Consider the following 19,092-nt stretch of genomic DNA (forward strand, 5'->3'; position numbering starts at 1 on the left):
CGACTTTACATATTTTCCTCAAACATGTGAAGTCGCAAAACACTAATAAGACGGAGGAATTTTGATTGATGAAAAAGTTTTTATTTTTGTGTAGTATTTTATTAATAATAGGAGCAGGATATTGTTTCTATCAAGCGTTGCCAAGTGTACTGCTTGTATCTGGGGATCAACAACAAGTAGAAAAAGTAACAGAAGAATATAAGTCTAAATTAAGTTCATCTACGCAGTATAAAGAAAAACAGTTGTGTGGTTCTGAATTTAAAGATGAAGATGAAACATCCTGTAAAAATACTGGATCAGTACGAGTTTTGAATAAAACTACAGCTGAGAAACTACTAAAAGAACAGATGTTGCAAAAAACAATACGTCCACGTGTTACAGAACCTATCCAATCTTTGCCATCCATCACAAAAGAAAAAGGTGTGGTATATGGAAAAGATATTTCTAGTGAAGAGATACAGATTGGAACTCAAATTATTCCTGTGACAAAAGGAGGAGATGATTTAGGAATCGGCGTTGGACAGGGACAAAAAATACAATCTAAATTAATAATTGTTGATGATTCTATTTATAAAGAGCTGTTATTAAAAGAAAATACTTTTAGTATATTGCGTTTTGATATTAAAAACACTTTAATGGGTAATATTCCAGATATAGGAGTTGTAGAAAAATCATATCCTGAAGTAGAAACAATAAGAGTAAAAGCTAATAAAAAGATTAACTATTCAATACTGTGATCGAGCCATCCAAAACTGTATCGTACATAATTCTTTTTATTTATTAGGGCGAATCTACTTTGAAAAGGGGCTTCTTCTTCATTTTCTTCATAAGGAAGAAGAAGCGGAAAAATATTTTATGAGAGCCCAGAAAATATTTGAGTGGAAAGAATAATTTTGTTTAATTATTTATATTGAACAAAGAATAAGAATTCCTATATTTACTTAAGTAAATTACTATCGATAAAAATAGCCTGAATCTCATTTGTTTTGAGTATCAGGCTACTTAGATTTACGGATTGTATTTAATATAAATTTGTTGATTCTAGATTACTACATCAAATGGAAGTTGAGGTGGTTTTCGATTAGAATCAATACGATATTTTCCAAATCTATTTACATGTACCGTAATATAAGGGCTCAAATAAGTTATTAATTCTTTATTATATTCATGCCCCTCTTGTATATAATCATAAAGAATACGAGATAAAGAAAATACATTATAGAAAATGAGACAATTTGCAACTAAATGATTATATTTAATAATTTTCCGTTGCTTTTCTCGGTCATTTTCTGTAATAATTCCATCACCACCAAAGAATAACCACTTTGTAAAACCATTAAAAGCTTCTGACTTATTTGTAGCGGATTGAATCGTACTTCTTAACCCCGAATCAGCCATATATTGTAATAAGAACGTAGTTCTTATCACTCGTCCAAGTTCTCTAAATGCTTGATATAACTTATTCTTTTTACTATATGTTCCCAATTTATTTAGGATAGTAGACGGTGTTATTTTTCCTGCTTTAATAGACATAGCTACTCTCATCATATCTGGATAATGATCTTGTATAAGTTCCCAATTAATTTCTCCTGAAAAGAGTTCATTAATATGTTTATATACCTCTTCCTTGTTAGGACGAAATAACTTCAAGTCCTTCCAATTACGAATTCTAGGCATCAACTGAATTCCAAGTAAAGTTGATAATCCAAATACAGTTACACTTTGCCCCTGTGTATCAGAATGAATAATATCAGGTTGAATTTTTACTTTATCATTCATTAAAACATCTAATATATATACCCCTTCCCAAACTCCACAAGGAATGAAATTACTGAATAAAGCAATATATGTATCTGAAACATGATAATATCCTATACCACCATATCCACCATAGCGAATATGATTTTCAGACAACAGATTTTGCTCATACAGATCCCACTTTGTTCCGTCAGCTGAAGCGCTCTTCCCATCACCCCAATGCTTCGGTAGATCGAATTGATTATAGGCATTAATAATATATTGAATTGCCTTATCTAAGGCTTCAGATGTTACATGCCGTTGATTAATCCAAGAAATTTGTTTACGATCAAAAGTACTTAAAGAACGAGCTGTTTGAGTTGGTCCCAAATTACAACCATAGCAAAATACATTGGTAATATATCGATCAACCGCATGATCTAGCTTTGCATCATAACCAGAAATAGGACTAAAAAAACGAGTCCAATTTAGCCAATGTTCTGTATCAGCCAGAACGTCTAATACATTAATCGGTTCTAATTTTTTGTATATATAAGACTCTAATTCTTTGAGTTGCGGTGGATATTTCCGCTTTACTAGTTTTTTAATTACTACTTCCCCATTTTCAATACGTACTTGTTCATTATTAGGGAAGGATGAATCAGCGTCTTGTGCTACAGATTGAAGTTCTTGATACATTTTTCTTACAAATTCATTTCCACATGAGGGTTGATTTACTTGTTTACAAAATACAGGTAGTTGTTTCTCATACTCTTCCCATGAAATAAGTTGCTTTCGATAGTCAGCATATTTTTCACTACCCTCTATATATAAATCTCCTGCTTTAAGCTCCCACATAATCTGTGAAAATACGCATACTTCAAAATGACGACGATTTATTTCTTCGGGTATTCTTTTTTTCTTCTTTGATGGACTAACCCAACGCCACCAAGCATCTGGTATCCAGGATAAATCTAAAAGAGGGATCACTTCTCTTTTCCATGCACCTGTCTTTTCAATACGAGCAACTGGTATCCATTCTTTTCGAGTGAATTGATGTGATAATAAAAATGGAATCACTTCTTCCATAGATTTATCTTGGTTTGTAGAACGTAAAGATATTGAGTTTAAAATCTTAAATAATGTTGCTCGATGACTGGCAAAAAAACGCCATAAAAATGAATAATAATTATCACCACTAAACGCTAAGTGATTCTCACAGTCTTGCAACACTTGCTCTTCCTTATTTTCCAGTACAATTTTCATCGCATCAATTCGCTCTTCAGCTAATCCTTCAGTCTGATAGGCAATTAATAAATCATGTAAAGTTTCAACAAGCGAATCGGTTCGTTTTTGGGTCTTTTTTTTATAGTCTTGTAAACATTGACGTCCTTTTTTATGTATACTCATCATTCGTTTTATCAGCATTTCCCCGATATCATCTAAAATTTTTGATAACTGTATAGATACCAGAGAAATAGCTAAAGTATATCTCTTCTTCGGTTCCATCTCCATCATGCGATAAGCATTTAAAGTTTGGGATTCAGCCGCCATCTGTTGCACTTTAATAAGAGGAACTACTTGAAGTATATCTGTAGGTATGTGTTGATTTAATAACCAATCTCGATGAGATATGAGATCTCGTAACTGTGATAAAGTAGCCCTTTTTACATCATCTTTTATTCGCTTCCATGCACTATATGTAGAATTTGATTTTAGTTGAAATAGTTGATCAATGCTCTCTTTTTGTTCTGTACTTAATGTGTCAAAAACTTGTTCATAAATAAGACGATAAGATTTTCGTCTTACCTCGTTTGCCATGTCTTTTAAAGTATTGTATACAGGTAATTCATAACGTTGATGAATAAGTTCTTCAATGGCTGCATTAATTAAATCGGCGCAATCATCTTTACTAGAAGATAATTCATTTATGACGTCCAAGATTATCTGGCGTGCTTGCTCATCAAACGGGTGAATCTTCAAGTAGTCCCTGACAAAATGATAATGTCTTTCGTAAGTTCTCGATTCTCCATAAGCATTCCATATTTCCATTGTAGGTATTGGTAAAAATGCTTTGTTAGCAATGTGATGAATGATTGGTTGAGGAATATCCAAAAACCGAGGAAAAAACCCTAGTTTTTGTACGACCTTTATTAACACTAATAGCCCTAATTGCTGTACACTTCCCCGAGATTTACGTTCTGCCCATTGTATTTCTGTATGTAACGGTGTATATGTTTCTTCTAAATCTTGATCTGATAAATTATTTTTTATTCTAGGATAAATCGTATCTTGGATGCTTGGCATAATTAACTCCTTATATAAAATTTTATAATTCTAAATTATTTATATAATAAAATAGGAACCTATCATATTTCCTGATAGGTTCCTTCCTTAAATGGGAAAAATTTCAGATGTGGCGGGTTATTCTTCGAATCGTTTCCGTACCCCTTTATAAGTTACTCCGCTATCGAAACTAGCAATATATGCAAAGCCAGGAGCTTTTGGTGAAAACTTATTAAATAATTGTTTGATCGATGTATGTGTCTTTTCATTATATGTATTATACATCTCAATCACATACCCTTCCCTTTAAATGATTAGAAATATATTAACCTGTTATCTTTCTCATATTGAATCCAATTAGAGTCCGTATCGGATTATGAAATCCAAAAATTGGATGATCATCTTCAGGCTGGTTGCGCAGACCTACTTGGATACTTCAGTTTTGGATTATCTTTTGTATCATTCCAATATAATTTAAACTTTAGAATTAGATTACACATTTTACTTCAACTCAAAACGACATATTTTAATTTGACTACAATAATGCACCATCACACTAATTTCTTTAGTTTCTAAATTCTTCTCTTTATAGAGAGCTTAAATTTAGTGAGTGCTATTATCCCCGACTTTACGGAAGTACCTCTTTCAATTCCAAAACCACTCATGGCAACGTAATAGATATTTTCGAAATGGGGGAAATAGCATCTAAATTACAGATGTTATTGACCAAAATATCTATTTTACTTTCAGATTTAGGACCGATGTACTAGCGAATATGAAAACTATTTACCAGTCCTCTGTGAAGATAGGTTTTAATAAAATATTCATCTCCCTTATACCTTGTTCCAATTTCGGTTATAGTCTACAACTTTTATAGTCATCAACAACCTATTCCATAGTGTTTTACATTTTCGATATGAAAATCCGAATACCCCTTTTAAACAACTAAATTATATTAGACTATATTCACAAAAAAGCAGAGAGGTTCCAACTCTTTATTTTTCATTGTAGTTTCAAATGTGGTATTGAGTAGTGATGCCCTGCATTATCTGTAAGTTCCCCATTGACTTCAGCTAACTAGTTCAAGTGAGAGTGTCAAAAAAGTAACCCTGTATCTTTTGCCTTTTGTACGGCTTCTTCTCGATTTTTAACTCCTAGCTTCTCATAGAGATTGGAGGCGTAATTTCTTACCGTTCCGTTTGACAAGTAAAGTTTCGAAGCTATTGTTTTATAACGGCTTCCTTGTGATAATAGTTCCAAAATCTCTAATTCTCGTTTCGTTAATCCATACTCTTTTCCATCTGATTTTGATTCAAATGATCCTGTTTCTTCATTTTCTTCCCATATTCTATGGAACAAGTCATGATTAATCATCATGCCTCCTCGATAGACTAGACGAATTGATTCAGCTAGTTCACGCGAATCTATGGATTTCAATAAATATCCATCCGCACCATTTCGTATGATTTCTTTTGCCCTTTCTGTATTCTGAAAGGTTGACAAAATGAGTACACAAATTCCCGGCCATTTTTCCTTAATCATTTTAGTCGCATGAATCCCATCCAGATTTGGCATCTCTAAATCCATTAATACTACATCTGGCTTTAGTCTCTCACACAATTCCAAAGCCCGTTCTCCATCTTCAGCCATTCCCACTACTTGTAAATCCTCCTGTCCATCCAAAATTGTATGAAGACTTTCTCGGATGAAAGAATGATCATCGACAATACACAGGCGGATTTGTTCATTAGACAGTTGTACTTGTTTCGGTAAAACACATGAAATTAACGTCCCTTCCCCCTTTTTGGAATAAACAATGACTCTTCCTTGTGACTGACTCACACGCTCTTTCATTGCAGTTAATCCAAAACCATCCTTCCACTCTTCCGCCCCGCATCCATTATCCTGTACATCCAATCTTATCTGTTGTGGTTCAAAGTGGAGTGACACAGTGATTTCTGTGGAATGCCCATGGCGAACAGCATTTGTTAGTGATTCCTGCAAGCTCCGATATAGTGTCATTTTTGATTGTTTGGAGACCATATACTCTTCCCCTATTATTCGAGTACGTACATTTACCTTTGTATGTTCCTTAAATTCCTCTGTCAATTGTTGTAATGTGATAGGTAAGGGAAGCGACTCTTGTGATAAATCCATTTGATGCAAATACAGTCTTACTTCTTCCATACTGTTACGGGCCAATTGTAATAATGAATCGAGCTGTTGCTCTCCTTCTTTAGTCTTTAATTCCGTACGTAATGTTTCCATACCCATAATAATTGAAGTATAGGAATGCCCCATTGTATCGTGTAAGTCTTTTGAGAGCCTATCACGTTCCTCTAGTAAAGTAATCCGTTCAACCTGGGATACGTATTGTTCCAATACATGTTTCTGGTTCCGAATGGTTTCACTTTGACGGTAATTAATAACCAGTAAACGAAAGAAAGAGCCCATAGCAAAAGCTAAACTGAGGTGTGGGATGATTACCCATAAATCTGTTACTTTGGAAAATATCGCAATGAGCAACGGGAACAAAATAATTGTGATAGGACCCGACCAGCGGTAAGATTTATGGGCGCTATTTGCCGCAATCATAAAAGTTGGCATTAAAAAAGCAAGATACGCTGACGGAAATAATAAAGTTAAATAGAAACACACTCCGCCAAATAATATTATTTCAGTCAACAAATAATAGCGATAACTGAACATTAAACAAATCCAAGGTACTGAAAATGAAGCGACTTCCAAAAGAATAATGATCCAAAGTGGTACAGTCAAATAATCTTGTTGTTGCATAGTCGCTGATAGCAATGATAGCCAAATGATAAAACGTATACAAAGTAAGGCCCAATCATACCAAAACCATAGTTTCAAAGTCTTAAACAAGTTATCACTCCTTTATAGCTTTAAACATGGAACGCGTGTACATTCCAATAATTCGAACTAAGCAGTTTCCAATATGATTATGTATCCAAATGAGAATGAAACCAACAATCATGACAAAAATTGCCGTCTCCCATGAATTCACAGCAATGCCCAATAAGTATATATTAAAACATCGAAAAAGTAAGGGGGTAACGATACATACTAGCGGCATTACATACAGTAAAATAGCACATATAAGACTCATTATTCCGACAAAAAATTTCTGCATGAGCCAAAAAATAGCCCTCCAGTTGCTATTATTAAGGATTGTATCTCTCGCTTTAATCCATCTATCTCCCTCCTCTTTTATTCTTGGTTCGAATAAATCTATCGATATATCTGTATAAACCTTCGTCTGAATACGTTCATACTGAATAAACGTATGAGTTGTCTGTAGCACCCATTCCAACAAGGGAATACCCAAAAAGATAATCGTCATTACTAATGCCAATGTAATGCTGACCAGATAGAAACAAAAGTAAAAGAATCCGGATACAAAGGTAAATAACAAGAAATAAAAATCTTGCAAAGTTTTTTGAGCTGATGTTTTCGTCATTAAAATCTCTCCTCCACATTCATTGCTAATGCGTTAAAAGCTACTTTTTGATTCTAAGTCTTTTTCTGTCACATATGGTAGTGTCAAAGTGTCATGGTTTGTATGACATAACTATCAATACAGCCTTAGCCCACTCAACTTTTGTTATCCGTTATAAATATGACAAAAAGTTCACTATCGACTATGACTCGTTGTGCTAAAAATAAGATTGTGTTCCCAATCTTATCTTTTTTCTTTACAGATTTTTTGATACAAAAAAGGAATCCTTATAATAAGGATTCCTGAAAGAAACGAAGTGTCATAATCAATTCCTTGATTTCGTGCATCATACTTATAAATTTCTTAGTCCCTCATTTTATTTACTAAATAATACATAGTATTATATTTTAAGAGATTCTTATTGATGTAGTTGAGATGGACTCACTTTTTGAATTTGAACAAGTATATCAAACGTTTTACCTAATGATATATCAACAGTTTTTGGTATATCAGGCCCTTCCATAGTTATTCCAGCGAAAATTGGATGTTGTTCGTTTAACCAAGTTTTTGTCACGCCGTTTGCCTTACGTAAATCAATAAAAAATTGATCTTTTTTAACTTGTCCAAAGATGTAGTTATAACTGTTTGGATCATCCGATTTTAATATTCCATATGGGCCAAATTCACCATCGCTATTCTTGACATTATATTGTCCTTCATAAACTGACGTTCCAATAGATACGTACCGTTTTCCATAATATTCTGCTAAATGCTGCCCAGCTACTTTAGGGTATATAAAAGGAATCATATTTGTTTTCGAAACGTGTCCATTATGTCCCCATACAATGGTTTTTCCTAAATGTTCTTCAGTCCACTTCGCATTTTCATACATTGCAATATCATGTTTCAAATAAAAATCCGATGGTTTATCAGGAGGTGACGCTAACATTGTAGTAAACTGTTCAATAATACGAGCATTTTGTTTTATCCATGCGAACTCTTTGGATTTCCCGTTTAGAGAACTTTTATTTTGTTCTAATAAAGCACTAATTTGTTTAGCATCTGAAACATACTTTTCTTTTTCCTCTTTCGTAAGGCTCTCAAAAGTATTCATATCCTTTGTTACAGGAATAAGACCTTTTATCTTCTCTTCTACTCTAGGCACAAGATCCGAATTATTTTTCTTTATATATTCTATTATTTTATTATAAACATTCTCATTTACTGATTGAATGTCCATCCCAATGATACGCACTTTAGATTTATGTTTTGGATTAGCATTATATTTTTGAATCCAACTAAGTAGATCTAGCATTTCTTTCGTGTTAAATATAGGTGATAGATGTTGGCTTGGGTTTCCCTTACCAGTAAGAACATATCGATCAAGTTCCAAGGCTCTGTCCCATCCCTCTTCTAAAACTAAGTTGACAAAGCCCTTTTCAGATACTAAATAATTAACAATACGGTGTTTCATTGTAAAAACCTCATGAGCCCCATGCGTAGCTTCACCTAAACCTACAATTGAAGCTGAACCTACCATATTCTTAAGTGGTTTTAAATCATTAAGGGATGCGGTTGGATTAGTTGTTTTTAAAGGCTTTGCATGCATTTCTAACCATTCTGCTATTTGATTTGTATTGTAGGGAGCTGTAACAGAAACTCCTGTTTTCGAGTCTGCATAAGTACTTCCAACAAAATTAGTCAGTGTTATAGCAGAAACACCAAGTGCAATAATCATTTTCTTTTTCATAAAAACCTCCTGAAATACTTCTTTATTAATTTTTGACATGCTCTAAGGACTTCCGTTTAAACCATTAACTCTCTTATTACTGTTAAGATAAATTTATTCTATTTCCTAAAACTCACTTATTTCTTAATAGGTTCTTAAGAAATCCCTTAATTCATTTATACCAATATAAAATCAAATAACCTTCAATCTAAAAATAAAGGGAGCAGGTTATTTGATTATTCATTCCGTAAGCTTAATGCTCAAGTTAGTCATTTTTCACACGGTTAAACTAGATTAGAAAGGATAACGTTTTTTGGTACTTAATTACGAGTGTTAAAATCTCTTAAGTTGATAGCGATGGGTGCTCCCCCACACTCATCAATTAAAGAAAAAAAGAAAAAAATGAACTGACATCTCAAGGTGACTACCTGTAGAGAAACAAAATTTCGTTTAGGGGATACTCCAAAACCCTAGTCTGATGGCGACGTGGCGGGACCTCATGCCTATCAACTTAAGAACTTGCTTTATTCTAAAAAAAATTTTTAGAGTAAGTTGTTTTTGAACCAGAAAGGCATATTTTTAACTATAAAAACTATGACAAAATTTATCCGGTTTTCCTTTTTACCTACTTGCTAAATTCAGCAAGTAAAATATTTTTAAATGGATCAGGAATATCAGCTTTAAGGCTGTTCAAATTGACGGCCAATGTATGCTTGCCTCCAAGTGTGCCACCAGCAAAAGTGGTAAACCCTAGAACTTTACCCTGGTGTCCCCATATCGAGACACCATTTGGAAGCTTAGTTTCATAGATCCCAAGACCATATCCGGTTCCTTCTCTTCCTGTAGGAACTGTAGTAAGCATTTGTTTTAGTTGCTGTTCCTTCAGTAATTTGCCACTGAGTAAGTAAGAGAAGAATTTGTTTAAATCATCAGCAGTAGAAATCATATCTCCATCCGAGCTACCTGGGTTAATATAAGTAACGTCTTTTAGCTCACTTGCTCCGTCTAGTTGGAAATAGCCACGGGCATGCTTGGTGCCTGGAATCACGCTTGAATTGCCAGGTAGGAATGTATTTGACAAATCAAGCGGTTCAATAATCCGATTTTCAACCTCTTCCGCATAGCTGTTTCCAGTTACTTTTTCAATAAGGATCCCCAGTAATACGTATCCTGTGTTTGAATAAGACCAGCCCTTTCCTGGGGCAAAGTCTGGGGGAAGAGAAACCCCCATCTTTACGAATTCTTCAGCCGTATACGATTTTTTTGTATCCATCATATCAAAGTCTTTTGACCTTGTGTAGTCAGCGATACCACTTGTATGATTCAATATCTGCCGGATAGTAATCTGGTTACCATCATATCCGTTTCCTTGAATGACACCAGGCAACCATTTTTCAATGGAGTCGTCTAGATTCAAACGGTTCTCTCCAGATAATTGAAGTAGAACTGTTGCAATGAACGTCTTCGTTACACTACCAATGCGAAAGCGAAAATCTGTTTTCATTGGTTTCTTGGTGCTCAGATCCGCTATCCCGGCGGCATAACTCCAATTTTTACCACCCTTAGAAATTTGAGCGAGTATTCCAGGGTATCCAAGTTGGAGTGCATCCCGCATTGCTTTCTTAACGGAAGTACGATCGCTTTGATTACTTGTTTGTAACAAACTAGATACATTTTGCGTGGGTTCTGCTTTTACAATTGAGGCTGGTGTTATGTATAACAGGGAACTTCCAGTTATTAAAAGTGATAGACTTGCATATGTAATTTTATTGCGTGTTTTCATAAAGCATCCCTCTCCTTTATTTAAATTGTATAGTTAGTTGCTTGCTGTTTCGTATTAATCACACAGCTATTATCTCCACCAATGACAAAAAGTCAGAATTGAATTCGTAATCATATTCATAATTATTATTTTTACAAACTCCATTCTGTCCTAAGTAAGTCCCTCTTTTTCCACATGTATGTTAACCGTTAACCCTAGAAATTACTTTTATCCTTGAAACACTCTTGTTACTGGCTTGTTTTTCATAAATAGGTCATACCTGTTTCCTATTTCACGCCTCTTTATATTTTTAACATACACAATGAAGCCCTCCCCTCCTCATTTATTATTAATGGGTAATAAACTGCTCCTTGATTCTAAGGATTTTTCTGTCACATACGTTAGTGTCAAAATGTCATGACTTTTATGACATGACTTTTATGACATGACTTTTATGACATGACTTTTATGACATAACTATCAATACAGCCTTATCCACTCACTTTTTGTTGTTCTTTATAAATATGACAGAAGTTCACTATCTACTATGAGGGGTCACCATATTATTTCGGGAAAATTGTACGTTTAGACACAAATTAACCGATTCCCTGTACTTTAAGGAATCGGTTATTCATTTTATCGCTTTTTTATAGAGTTTTTCTCTCGTAATGGTCTTAGATTATTGAAATTTGTTTTTTGGTTTAAGTTCCACACATAATCACCTGTCAATGTGATGTGTTCCCAACCAAGTGGAGATATATGTTGTAAATATTTCTCTGGAATATCCACTCCTTTTGTACGTAAAGCATCTACTGCACGTGATATATATACCTTATTCCATAATACAATTGCTGAAATCAAAAGTTGCAAACCGCTCGCTCTATGTAATTGGTCCTCATAAGAACGATCACGAATTTCTCCTAATCGATTGAAAAATACAGCTCGAGCAAGAGCGTGTTTTGCTTCACCTTTATTTAAACCAATCTGTACACGTCTTCTAAGTTCAGGACTCTGCAACCATTCTAACGTATATGGGGCGCGGCAAGAATTCGTTCTTTTTTGAGCCACTCGCAAAAAATTCAAGGCAAATCCAATCATTTTGTTGAGTTTGCCTTGAATTTTAATTTTAGCTAACCGCTTCCAGGGAAACTGGAATATCAAATTGTAGATTTTGCGGGAGTCGATCCGAATCTAATTTATATTTACCAAATCGATTTACATGAAATGTAAGGTATGGACTAAGATCTGCCAATGTGTCTTTATCTAATGGGTTTCCTTCTTTTATATATTCATGAAGAATATGAGTAAGTTGAAATACATTGTAAAAAATTAAACAGTTTGCCACTAGATGATTATATTTAATTAATTTCCGTTGTTTTTCACGATTATTTTCTGCAATAATTCCTTCTCCTCCAAAGAATAACCATTTCGTAAATCCATTAAAAGACTCACTTTTGTTCGTAGCAGCCTGAATTGTACTTCGTAACTCTTCATCTGATAAGTAATTTAATAAAAATAAAGTACGAATTGCACAACCTAATTCTCGAAAAGCTTGATATAATTTATTTTTCTTGCTATAAGTACTGAGTTTATTGAGGATAGTAGAAGGATGAATGCGCCCTGTTTTAATCGACATTACCACACGTAACATATCTTCATAATGATCTTCGATCAAATTCCAATCAACTGGTGTTGTAAATAATTCATCAATATGATAATAGCTAGAGTTCTTACTTGGGCGTAAAAACTTTAAATTTTTCCAATTACGAATACGAGGCATTAATTGAATTCCTAAAAGATAAGACAACCCAAATATAGGAGCATTTTGGCCTTGTGTATCCGCATGAATTGTGTCTGGTTGAATATCAGATTTATTCTTCATTTTGTTTTTCTCTTTTTTCTTTTAAATCAATAAGTGATTTTTCGGCTTTGTGATCAGATATGGCTATTCTTTTAGTATACATTTCACCAATATCGTCAATGGTTTTAGCAAATTGAGTGTGTAATAATGCAATTGCAAGTGTATACCGTTTATGTGGTTCTACTTTTTTCATTCCAGCTGAATCTAATGTCATTGCTTCATTTGCTAATCTTGTAATTTTCGCTGGTGGAATACGAAGATTCCTAAAAAAGTCTGTTCTCACATGTCGTTCATGAATCCATTTCTTACGAGAAATCCATTCTTTTAATTGACTTAAGGTTGGACGTGCAGGATCCTGTTTAATCATATTCCAATCAGAATAAGTAGAACCGTCTTTACTGTGAAACAAAGCATCTAATTCCCCCTTTTCCTTTGGATTCAAAGTGTTTGATACGTATTGATATAAAGCTCGATAAGCCGTAGCATGAACATGATTTACTGTTTTTATCAAAGTATGAAAAGCTGGCAACTCATAACTATTTTTTACTAATTCAGCAATTGCAACATTGATAATATCACTTTTTTCATCTTTTTCTAATACAGAATTCTGCATGGAGTGTAACATCAATTGACGGGCCTGATCATCAAATGCTTTTGCTTCTCGATATTGACGAATCATTGCAATTTGACGAATACCAGTTCCAGAACGATGGTAGGATTCCCATTTTTCTACATGTGGGAGTTCAAGATGAATTGTTTTTGCTATATGTTTTATAATCATTTGTGGAACATCTGGAATTGGAATAAAATAATTTAAGCATTGGAATGTTTTTAACATAATCATCATCCCCAGTTGTGAGAAATCATTACGAGTTTTTGCTTTTACCCATGTGATTTCTTCCAAGGTAGGGGAAAATAATTTATCTAGCTCTTTTAAAGTGGGATTATTTTTTAATCTGGGATAAGCTGTTTCTTGTAAACTAGGCATAAAGCATCTCCTTTATTACATAATGTATTTATGGTAAAACAACCGCTGAATTGTTATCCAAATACTTTTTCTACAGATTCTTCTAAATCTCTTATTGAAGGAGCTGCGTATCTTCGGGTAATGTTTACATCACTATGTCCCATCAATTCAGCAACAGTAGCAATATCTATACCAGCAGAAACAAGTTCCCTGCCATAAGTATGTCTCAACATATGGGGATGCACGTTTAAAGGTTTGAAAATCCGTTGGATTGTCCGAATGGATATACGCTGTTTAAAATTAGAAAGAAATAATGCTGGATGGTTATCTGTACGATTCTCTAAATAACGGCGTAAATGATAGCGTGACTCTGATGGAAGCGGCACAGTTCGCACTATACCACCTTTACCATCACGAATCAGTACACTCCCAAATCTTTCACCCATCTGTACATCATCATGATTTAAAGCCACTAATTCAGAAACACGTAAACCTGTATAAAGTAAAAAATAAGCAATCGCAATAGAACGCAGATTCCCAGAACGTTCTAACTCCCGAAATATTCGGTTTCTTTCATTCCGAGATAATGATTTAGGTGAAATATGTCTGGTGTGACGAATACCAGGATGCTGAACATTTTCGACCAGATGCGATTTCTGACAATATTGAGAATAGGCGATAATAGAACTAAACTTAGGGTGTATTGTTGTTGCTTTATTTCCTTTATCTTGTAAATGTTTAATATATTGTTGTACATCATAACGAGTTAGTTGCTTTAAACTACTTCCTTCGAATCTTAACCATTTTTCAAAATTAGTCATATGTCTTATATAATCTTTAATAGTCGTTTCCCGTTTACCTTTTTCTAAAAGATAGTCTTTAAATCTATCGAGTTCTGCGTCACTTTTTTTCAACGTTATTCCCCCTGTATTTATCTCTTTTTCTATTAATCATACTAAAAAGTGACGCAGAATACATATTCTGCGTCATAATATTTCAAACTTTAAAAATTCTATTCTCTTAAAAAACACCACACCCTGTAATGATTTCTTCTGTACTTAACAAAGTAGCTTCTTGAATTGTGACGTTATTCTTTTTCATAAAAGATTGTACAGCATGATAACCTACGGCATAACCTGCGCCAGGTGCTAAGCCTACTGGTGCATAACCCTCTTTTTTAGCAATTTCATCCCCAAACATGTAACTATTAACTTCATCAAATCCTTTTAAATGAAAACCATCCCGAACAACATGAATCGAATATTCGAGTTCTTCTTCATCAATTGAGGTAACCCAAGGACCTAAATGTTCCTCACCGAACAACTCAGTAGCAAATGAATCTGCAAGCCCTTCAATGACTAAATACTCACCCAATGTCACGTCTCCATGATTCCAATCGAAATAAGAAAAACGGAGGTTATGATGAAATTCATGGGCAATAAGCGCGGGTATTCTCGGAACATTATAATCGTTTGGATGAATGGTTATAGTGACATACCCAGGTATTCCTCCGAAACCACAATAGCCCTTTTGATTTTTTAGTTTTTCAGGATCAGCAATATACATTCCAAACTTTAATTCTTCTGCAGCTACTTCTAAGTTGGCGGCTTTCGAAAATTCTATGCATCTTTTTAATGCTTTTTGAGCGATATCTGAAGCTTCTATTACTTTTAAATCATCTAATGCTTTTCTTGCTATATTACTTTCTTTTATATCCAGATATCCTAACATTTGAGTTGCCATCATAACATCATAACCATTTTTTTGTTTAGCTTTAAGTGGCACATTGATTGTGTTCCACATACCCTCAAAAGGCTTCATCATCGTGTATCTAAAGAAATTTTCTCTCTTTTCGAGAGGTAATGAAAGTAAAGTTTCATATTGATTTAAAGTATCTTCCATATATATTTTCATTTTAATCACCTCTTGTTTATATATTTTTCATTAAATTCATAAGACAGTTTAAGCGTATTTAATATGACATTTTCATTTTCAACATTCTCTAATTGGTTTAAAGATAAAAGTAAGTACTCTATACAAGTATACATTTCATCAAGCTGCAGTCTTATTTCTCTAATATCAAGTTCATGTAATGGAAAAGACGCTATAGATTTTAACCTTCTGCCTAATATTTTTAGAGTGAGAACTTTAATTAAGTCTAGTAAATCTTCATTTGATAAATTTATGTGTCCTATTTCATTTTTCTTTGGAGTAATCAAATTTAAATCACAATAATATCTTATTGCTCTTTCGGTCAAACCTGTGGCTTTTTTGACATACCCCGTCGTTACCAGTTGAATCCACCTCCTAAGATTAACTTACTCTATCACGTTGCGTTAGAGTCAAGGTGATTATCAATTTTTGATATGAAAAATAGCCCCTTCAATATCGAAGGGAGCTCTGTATTTAATAAACCTCAAGCAATTTCATTTCCATTAAATACGAACAACATAATTATATATAACTGTCATCTAGTGAGTGGCTCAAAAAAGAAGGAATTCTTGCCGTGCCCCTGTAACGGTGTATATGTTTCTTCTAAATCTTGATCTGATAAATTATTTTTTATTCTAGGATAAATCGTATCTTGGATGCTTGGCATAATTAACTCCTTATATAAAATTTTATAATTCTAAATTATTTATATAATAAAATAGGAACCTATCATATTTCCTGATAGGTTCCTTCCTTAAATGGGAAAAATTTCAGATGTGGCGGGTTATTCTTCGAATCGTTTCCGTACCCCTTAGCATTATTAGCTGTTGAGTTTCCTGCTATATCTAAAACCTTTCCACTATGTTTTGATTCAATAACATAATGCCCATCCGCTTCACGATGAAAGTACCAGTATTCAGAAGGTGCCTCGCCAAGCCACTCATATTGTTGAATATTGGCATTATTACCTGTTTGATTTCCTGATATGTCTATAACCTTACCACTATTTACATTAATCATTGCATAATAATTGTTATCTAACGGATGAAGAAAAAACCTTTCAGAAGGTGCATCTGCGAGATATTCATATTGTTGAACATTAGCATTATTACCTGTTTGGTTTCCTGATATGTCTAGATATTTTCTACTGTTTTTATTTTTAAACATATACTTCATACCAACTTTAAACGTCATTGATTTTCCCACTCCTTTTAAATTTAATAGTTTCAAACCAGATATTGCTAGTTGATAATAACAGAAAATTGGAAAATCTGACATGGTTGTATATTGAGAAATACTTTCCTCGGAATGATATAGTGTCCTCTAATAAAAATTCTCTGTAAAAGTGAATCAAAAGGTACAGCTTTTGGTACGGTATAAACTAAGATAAAAAGAGTGTTCCTAAATGTCAAAATCCGAATTTTGGAACGCTCCTAAAATATAAATACCTTCAGGCACACATTTCCTCTTTAAAAATCCACCTGTTTAAAAAGGTATACCTTTACAGATACATAGAAACCTATGAAAATACACGTCTATAAATGTCTATTTCTAATTTTACAGACATCTTTTTATTACATATACCTTTACAGACATTATTGGTATAATTAACAGTGAGGTGTAGCTGTCACTTTAGGAGGTAATTTGCGCTTATTTTAAGCGTTATTTTGCACTATAAGTAAACATAAATAAGCCCAATTTCTCACATTAAAATTGAGAAATTGGGCTTTTATCGTTACTCCGGAAAAGCGCCCGATTGTTGAATACTGATTAATTAAAAGTAGCATAAAATCTAAAGTAACTTTCATTTAAAACTCCATGTTTATAGAGTTTCATTTTTACGGGTGTTAATTTGATAAATTCATCCGATTAGAAGGACTTCATCACCCACATGAATTTCACCTGTTTTTACCACCGAAGCATAAACGCCAAAATGATTATTTCTTTCCTTTACAACCGTTTTGAGTAACGTCGAATCTCTCTCTGTATTATCAGGATCAACAGTAATAATCATACACCTTTCACAATGTCTTTTTAATTGAATTTCTACTTCTCTTCCTATTTTCATTCGTTTACCAAACCACTTTTCCTCAATAAATGGGATTTTTTCTCTTAATGTTATAAGTAAATTAGGACGAAAACGTCGATGATTAACCTCTGCGTTTCCCCATATTGCTGTTAATTTATCTAATGAGGCATCGGTTACTAGTTGAATGTTTTCTTCCTCAATGGCTCCCAAAGGTACATGCGAAGGGGTATATGTAATCGGAGAGATTTTTCGTTCTGACTTGTATTCTATTTCTTTAGTAAGTTCTTCATCCCCCCAATCGATAACCTTACCTTCAGGTGTCGTTATTTCGACTTTAGGATATTTCTCCATTAACTCTTCTCCTACAAATCTTGCTCTATATCGAACCATTTCTGGGAATTGTGTAATTGTTAAAAACTTTCCTTGTCTTGTATCATCTAAAAAAGCATGACTGCGATCTCCATACAAACCATATTCCATAATTTTAGTTTGATTTACATTCTCTCCATGAAAAGATTTTACAGGATGGCGAACAATTTCCTTAATATGTCCGATTAACATTTCATTCACTCCTTAATAATTTCCCTATTAAAATTTTAACAAAAAAATAAGTTAAATCAGCTTTTGCTCCACAAAATGCCCAATACAAAAAAGCGCCTCCTTACTTAAGAATAGCACCCATTTGTTGAAGAACTAAAGTTCTTTTTCCATTGAAACAACTTTAATATTTATGCCGTTTGGTTTATGTACGATATCTTCATCAAAAACATGATAACCTATGGAACTATATAGCTGTATGTTCTTAGGTACAGTCATTCTGACCTTACAGAAAATTGTAGAAACCCTGATATTAATTGCATAGTCCTCTAAGAATTTTAGTATCATTTTTGCAATGCCTTTGCCTTGTTTTTCAGGAATAACCGACAACCGATAAAAATACAAACCCTCATCTTTTACTTGGAATCGCACCATTCCAACTGGATGATTTTCTTCATAAGCAATAAATGCTTTTTCCCCTTTTTCTAGAGCAACTGAAATTGACTTAACAGTTTCTTCTAAAGCACTTGATGGTGGGATTACATTCTCATATTCCTTAAATGCTTTAATCATTAAGTCATGAATTACTGGTGCATCAGAAGATGTAGCATGTTTTATTAACATATTCATCCTCCTTATCGTAATAATTATTCATTATAATTTATTTTTATACAAAATAGAAGGGTTAAATATTTAAATTACGTTATTCAACAATCTGGCCCGATTGCTGAACAAAGTTAAAAAAGCACACATATTATTATTTGTTCCAAAACTCGTATGTTTATGAACAGA

Annotated in this window: 14 protein-coding genes and 3 pseudogenes; 1 reads left to right on the forward strand and 16 read right to left on the reverse strand. The window is 33.6% G+C overall.

The annotated features are described in order from the left end of the window. The first annotated feature begins 68 nt into the window (after positions 1 to 68). Complete coding sequence (locus LOK41_RS25035; RefSeq protein ID WP_207996336.1) at positions 69 to 737, forward strand: lipoprotein BA_5634 family protein; 669 nt, start codon at positions 69 to 71, stop codon at positions 735 to 737. Between the two features lie 304 nt (positions 738 to 1,041). On the opposite strand, the gene LOK41_RS25040 is transcribed toward LOK41_RS25035, so the two are convergent. The 16 genes and pseudogenes from LOK41_RS25040 to LOK41_RS25110 form a co-directional block, all read right to left on the reverse strand. Then, positions 1,042 to 4,044 (reverse strand): Tn3 family transposase, encoded by a 3,003-nt coding sequence (locus LOK41_RS25040; RefSeq protein ID WP_207996321.1) that lies wholly within the window; start codon positions 4,042 to 4,044, stop codon positions 1,042 to 1,044. A 141-nt stretch (positions 4,045 to 4,185) separates the two neighbouring features. Beyond that, positions 4,186 to 4,308, reverse strand: a pseudogene (locus LOK41_RS25045) (serine hydrolase domain-containing protein); the annotation flags it as partial. 810 nt (positions 4,309 to 5,118) lie between these two features. Next, a complete protein-coding gene (locus LOK41_RS25050) occupies positions 5,119 to 6,909 on the reverse strand; it encodes a helix-turn-helix transcriptional regulator (RefSeq protein WP_207996322.1) in 1,791 nt (596 codons plus the stop codon). 4 nt (positions 6,910 to 6,913) lie between these two features. After that, on the reverse strand, positions 6,914 to 7,504 hold the full coding sequence (locus tag LOK41_RS25055; protein ID WP_207996323.1) for a sensor domain-containing protein: 591 nt from the start codon (positions 7,502 to 7,504) through the stop codon (positions 6,914 to 6,916). 397 nt (positions 7,505 to 7,901) lie between these two features. Continuing rightward, complete coding sequence (locus tag LOK41_RS25060) at positions 7,902 to 9,233, reverse strand: erythromycin esterase family protein (protein WP_207996324.1); 1,332 nt, start codon at positions 9,231 to 9,233, stop codon at positions 7,902 to 7,904. Between the two features lie 604 nt (positions 9,234 to 9,837). Next, positions 9,838 to 10,995 carry a serine hydrolase domain-containing protein gene (locus LOK41_RS25065; protein ID WP_241818765.1) on the reverse strand — a complete coding sequence of 386 codons (1,158 nt, stop codon included), beginning with the start codon at positions 10,993 to 10,995 and terminating at the stop codon, positions 9,838 to 9,840. 615 nt (positions 10,996 to 11,610) lie between these two features. Then, a pseudogene (locus LOK41_RS25070) lies at positions 11,611 to 12,015 on the reverse strand (Tn3 family transposase); the annotation flags it as partial. 85 nt (positions 12,016 to 12,100) lie between these two features. Continuing rightward, positions 12,101 to 12,856 (reverse strand): annotated as a pseudogene (locus LOK41_RS25075) (Tn3 family transposase); the annotation flags it as partial. Then, positions 12,846 to 13,823, reverse strand: coding sequence for a DUF4158 domain-containing protein (locus LOK41_RS25080; protein ID WP_241818767.1), 978 nt, complete (start codon positions 13,821 to 13,823; stop codon positions 12,846 to 12,848). The gene LOK41_RS25080 and the pseudogene LOK41_RS25075, both read right to left, overlap by 11 nt. A gap of 53 nt (positions 13,824 to 13,876) precedes the next feature. Then, positions 13,877 to 14,716, reverse strand: coding sequence for a tyrosine-type recombinase/integrase (locus tag LOK41_RS25085; RefSeq protein ID WP_207996326.1), 840 nt, complete (start codon positions 14,714 to 14,716; stop codon positions 13,877 to 13,879). 106 nt (positions 14,717 to 14,822) lie between these two features. Continuing rightward, complete coding sequence (locus tag LOK41_RS25090; RefSeq protein WP_207996327.1) at positions 14,823 to 15,716, reverse strand: DUF2268 domain-containing putative Zn-dependent protease; 894 nt, start codon at positions 15,714 to 15,716, stop codon at positions 14,823 to 14,825. Between the two features lie 5 nt (positions 15,717 to 15,721). Further along, positions 15,722 to 16,102, reverse strand: a complete 381-nt coding sequence (locus LOK41_RS25095; protein WP_307802555.1) for a MerR family transcriptional regulator — start codon at positions 16,100 to 16,102, stop codon at positions 15,722 to 15,724. Positions 16,103 to 16,269: 167 nt separating this feature from the next. Beyond that, entirely contained in the window at positions 16,270 to 16,401 is a 132-nt protein-coding gene (locus LOK41_RS29035) for a hypothetical protein (RefSeq protein ID WP_260632316.1), read from the reverse strand. Positions 16,402 to 16,463: 62 nt separating this feature from the next. Further along, positions 16,464 to 17,012, reverse strand: coding sequence for an RICIN domain-containing protein (locus tag LOK41_RS25100; protein ID WP_241818769.1), 549 nt, complete (start codon positions 17,010 to 17,012; stop codon positions 16,464 to 16,466). A 583-nt stretch (positions 17,013 to 17,595) separates the two neighbouring features. After that, positions 17,596 to 18,324 carry an MOSC domain-containing protein gene (locus tag LOK41_RS25105; protein WP_241818770.1) on the reverse strand — a complete coding sequence of 243 codons (729 nt, stop codon included), beginning with the start codon at positions 18,322 to 18,324 and terminating at the stop codon, positions 17,596 to 17,598. Between the two features lie 132 nt (positions 18,325 to 18,456). Next, positions 18,457 to 18,924, reverse strand: coding sequence for a GNAT family N-acetyltransferase (locus tag LOK41_RS25110; RefSeq protein ID WP_174103957.1), 468 nt, complete (start codon positions 18,922 to 18,924; stop codon positions 18,457 to 18,459). Positions 18,925 to 19,092: the final 168 nt, after the last annotated feature.

Origin of the sequence: Bacillus sp. TL12, from assembly GCF_022625245.1 — a bacterium.
Taxonomy (GTDB): Bacteria; Bacillota; Bacilli; order Bacillales; family Bacillaceae_G; genus Bacillus_A.

Excerpts from the sequence above, each read along its gene's own strand:
- LOK41_RS25035 (WP_207996336.1), top strand. The coding sequence starts at position 69 with ATGAAAAAGTTTTTATTTTTGTGTAGTATTTTATTAATAATAGGAGCA.
- LOK41_RS25040 (WP_207996321.1), bottom strand. The coding sequence starts at position 4,044 with ATGCCAAGCATCCAAGATACGATTTATCCTAGAATAAAAAATAATTTA.
- LOK41_RS25055 (WP_207996323.1), bottom strand. The coding sequence starts at position 7,504 with ATGACGAAAACATCAGCTCAAAAAACTTTGCAAGATTTTTATTTCTTG.
- LOK41_RS25060 (WP_207996324.1), bottom strand. The coding sequence starts at position 9,233 with ATGAAAAAGAAAATGATTATTGCACTTGGTGTTTCTGCTATAACACTG.
- LOK41_RS25065 (WP_241818765.1), bottom strand. The coding sequence starts at position 10,995 with ATGAAAACACGCAATAAAATTACATATGCAAGTCTATCACTTTTAATA.
- LOK41_RS25080 (WP_241818767.1), bottom strand. The coding sequence starts at position 13,823 with ATGCCTAGTTTACAAGAAACAGCTTATCCCAGATTAAAAAATAATCCC.
- LOK41_RS25090 (WP_207996327.1), bottom strand. The coding sequence starts at position 15,716 with ATGAAAATATATATGGAAGATACTTTAAATCAATATGAAACTTTACTT.
- LOK41_RS29035 (WP_260632316.1), bottom strand. The coding sequence starts at position 16,401 with ATGCCAAGCATCCAAGATACGATTTATCCTAGAATAAAAAATAATTTA.
- LOK41_RS25100 (WP_241818769.1), bottom strand. The coding sequence starts at position 17,012 with ATGTCAGATTTTCCAATTTTCTGTTATTATCAACTAGCAATATCTGGT.
- LOK41_RS25105 (WP_241818770.1), bottom strand. The coding sequence starts at position 18,324 with ATGTTAATCGGACATATTAAGGAAATTGTTCGCCATCCTGTAAAATCT.
- LOK41_RS25110 (WP_174103957.1), bottom strand. The coding sequence starts at position 18,924 with ATGTTAATAAAACATGCTACATCTTCTGATGCACCAGTAATTCATGAC.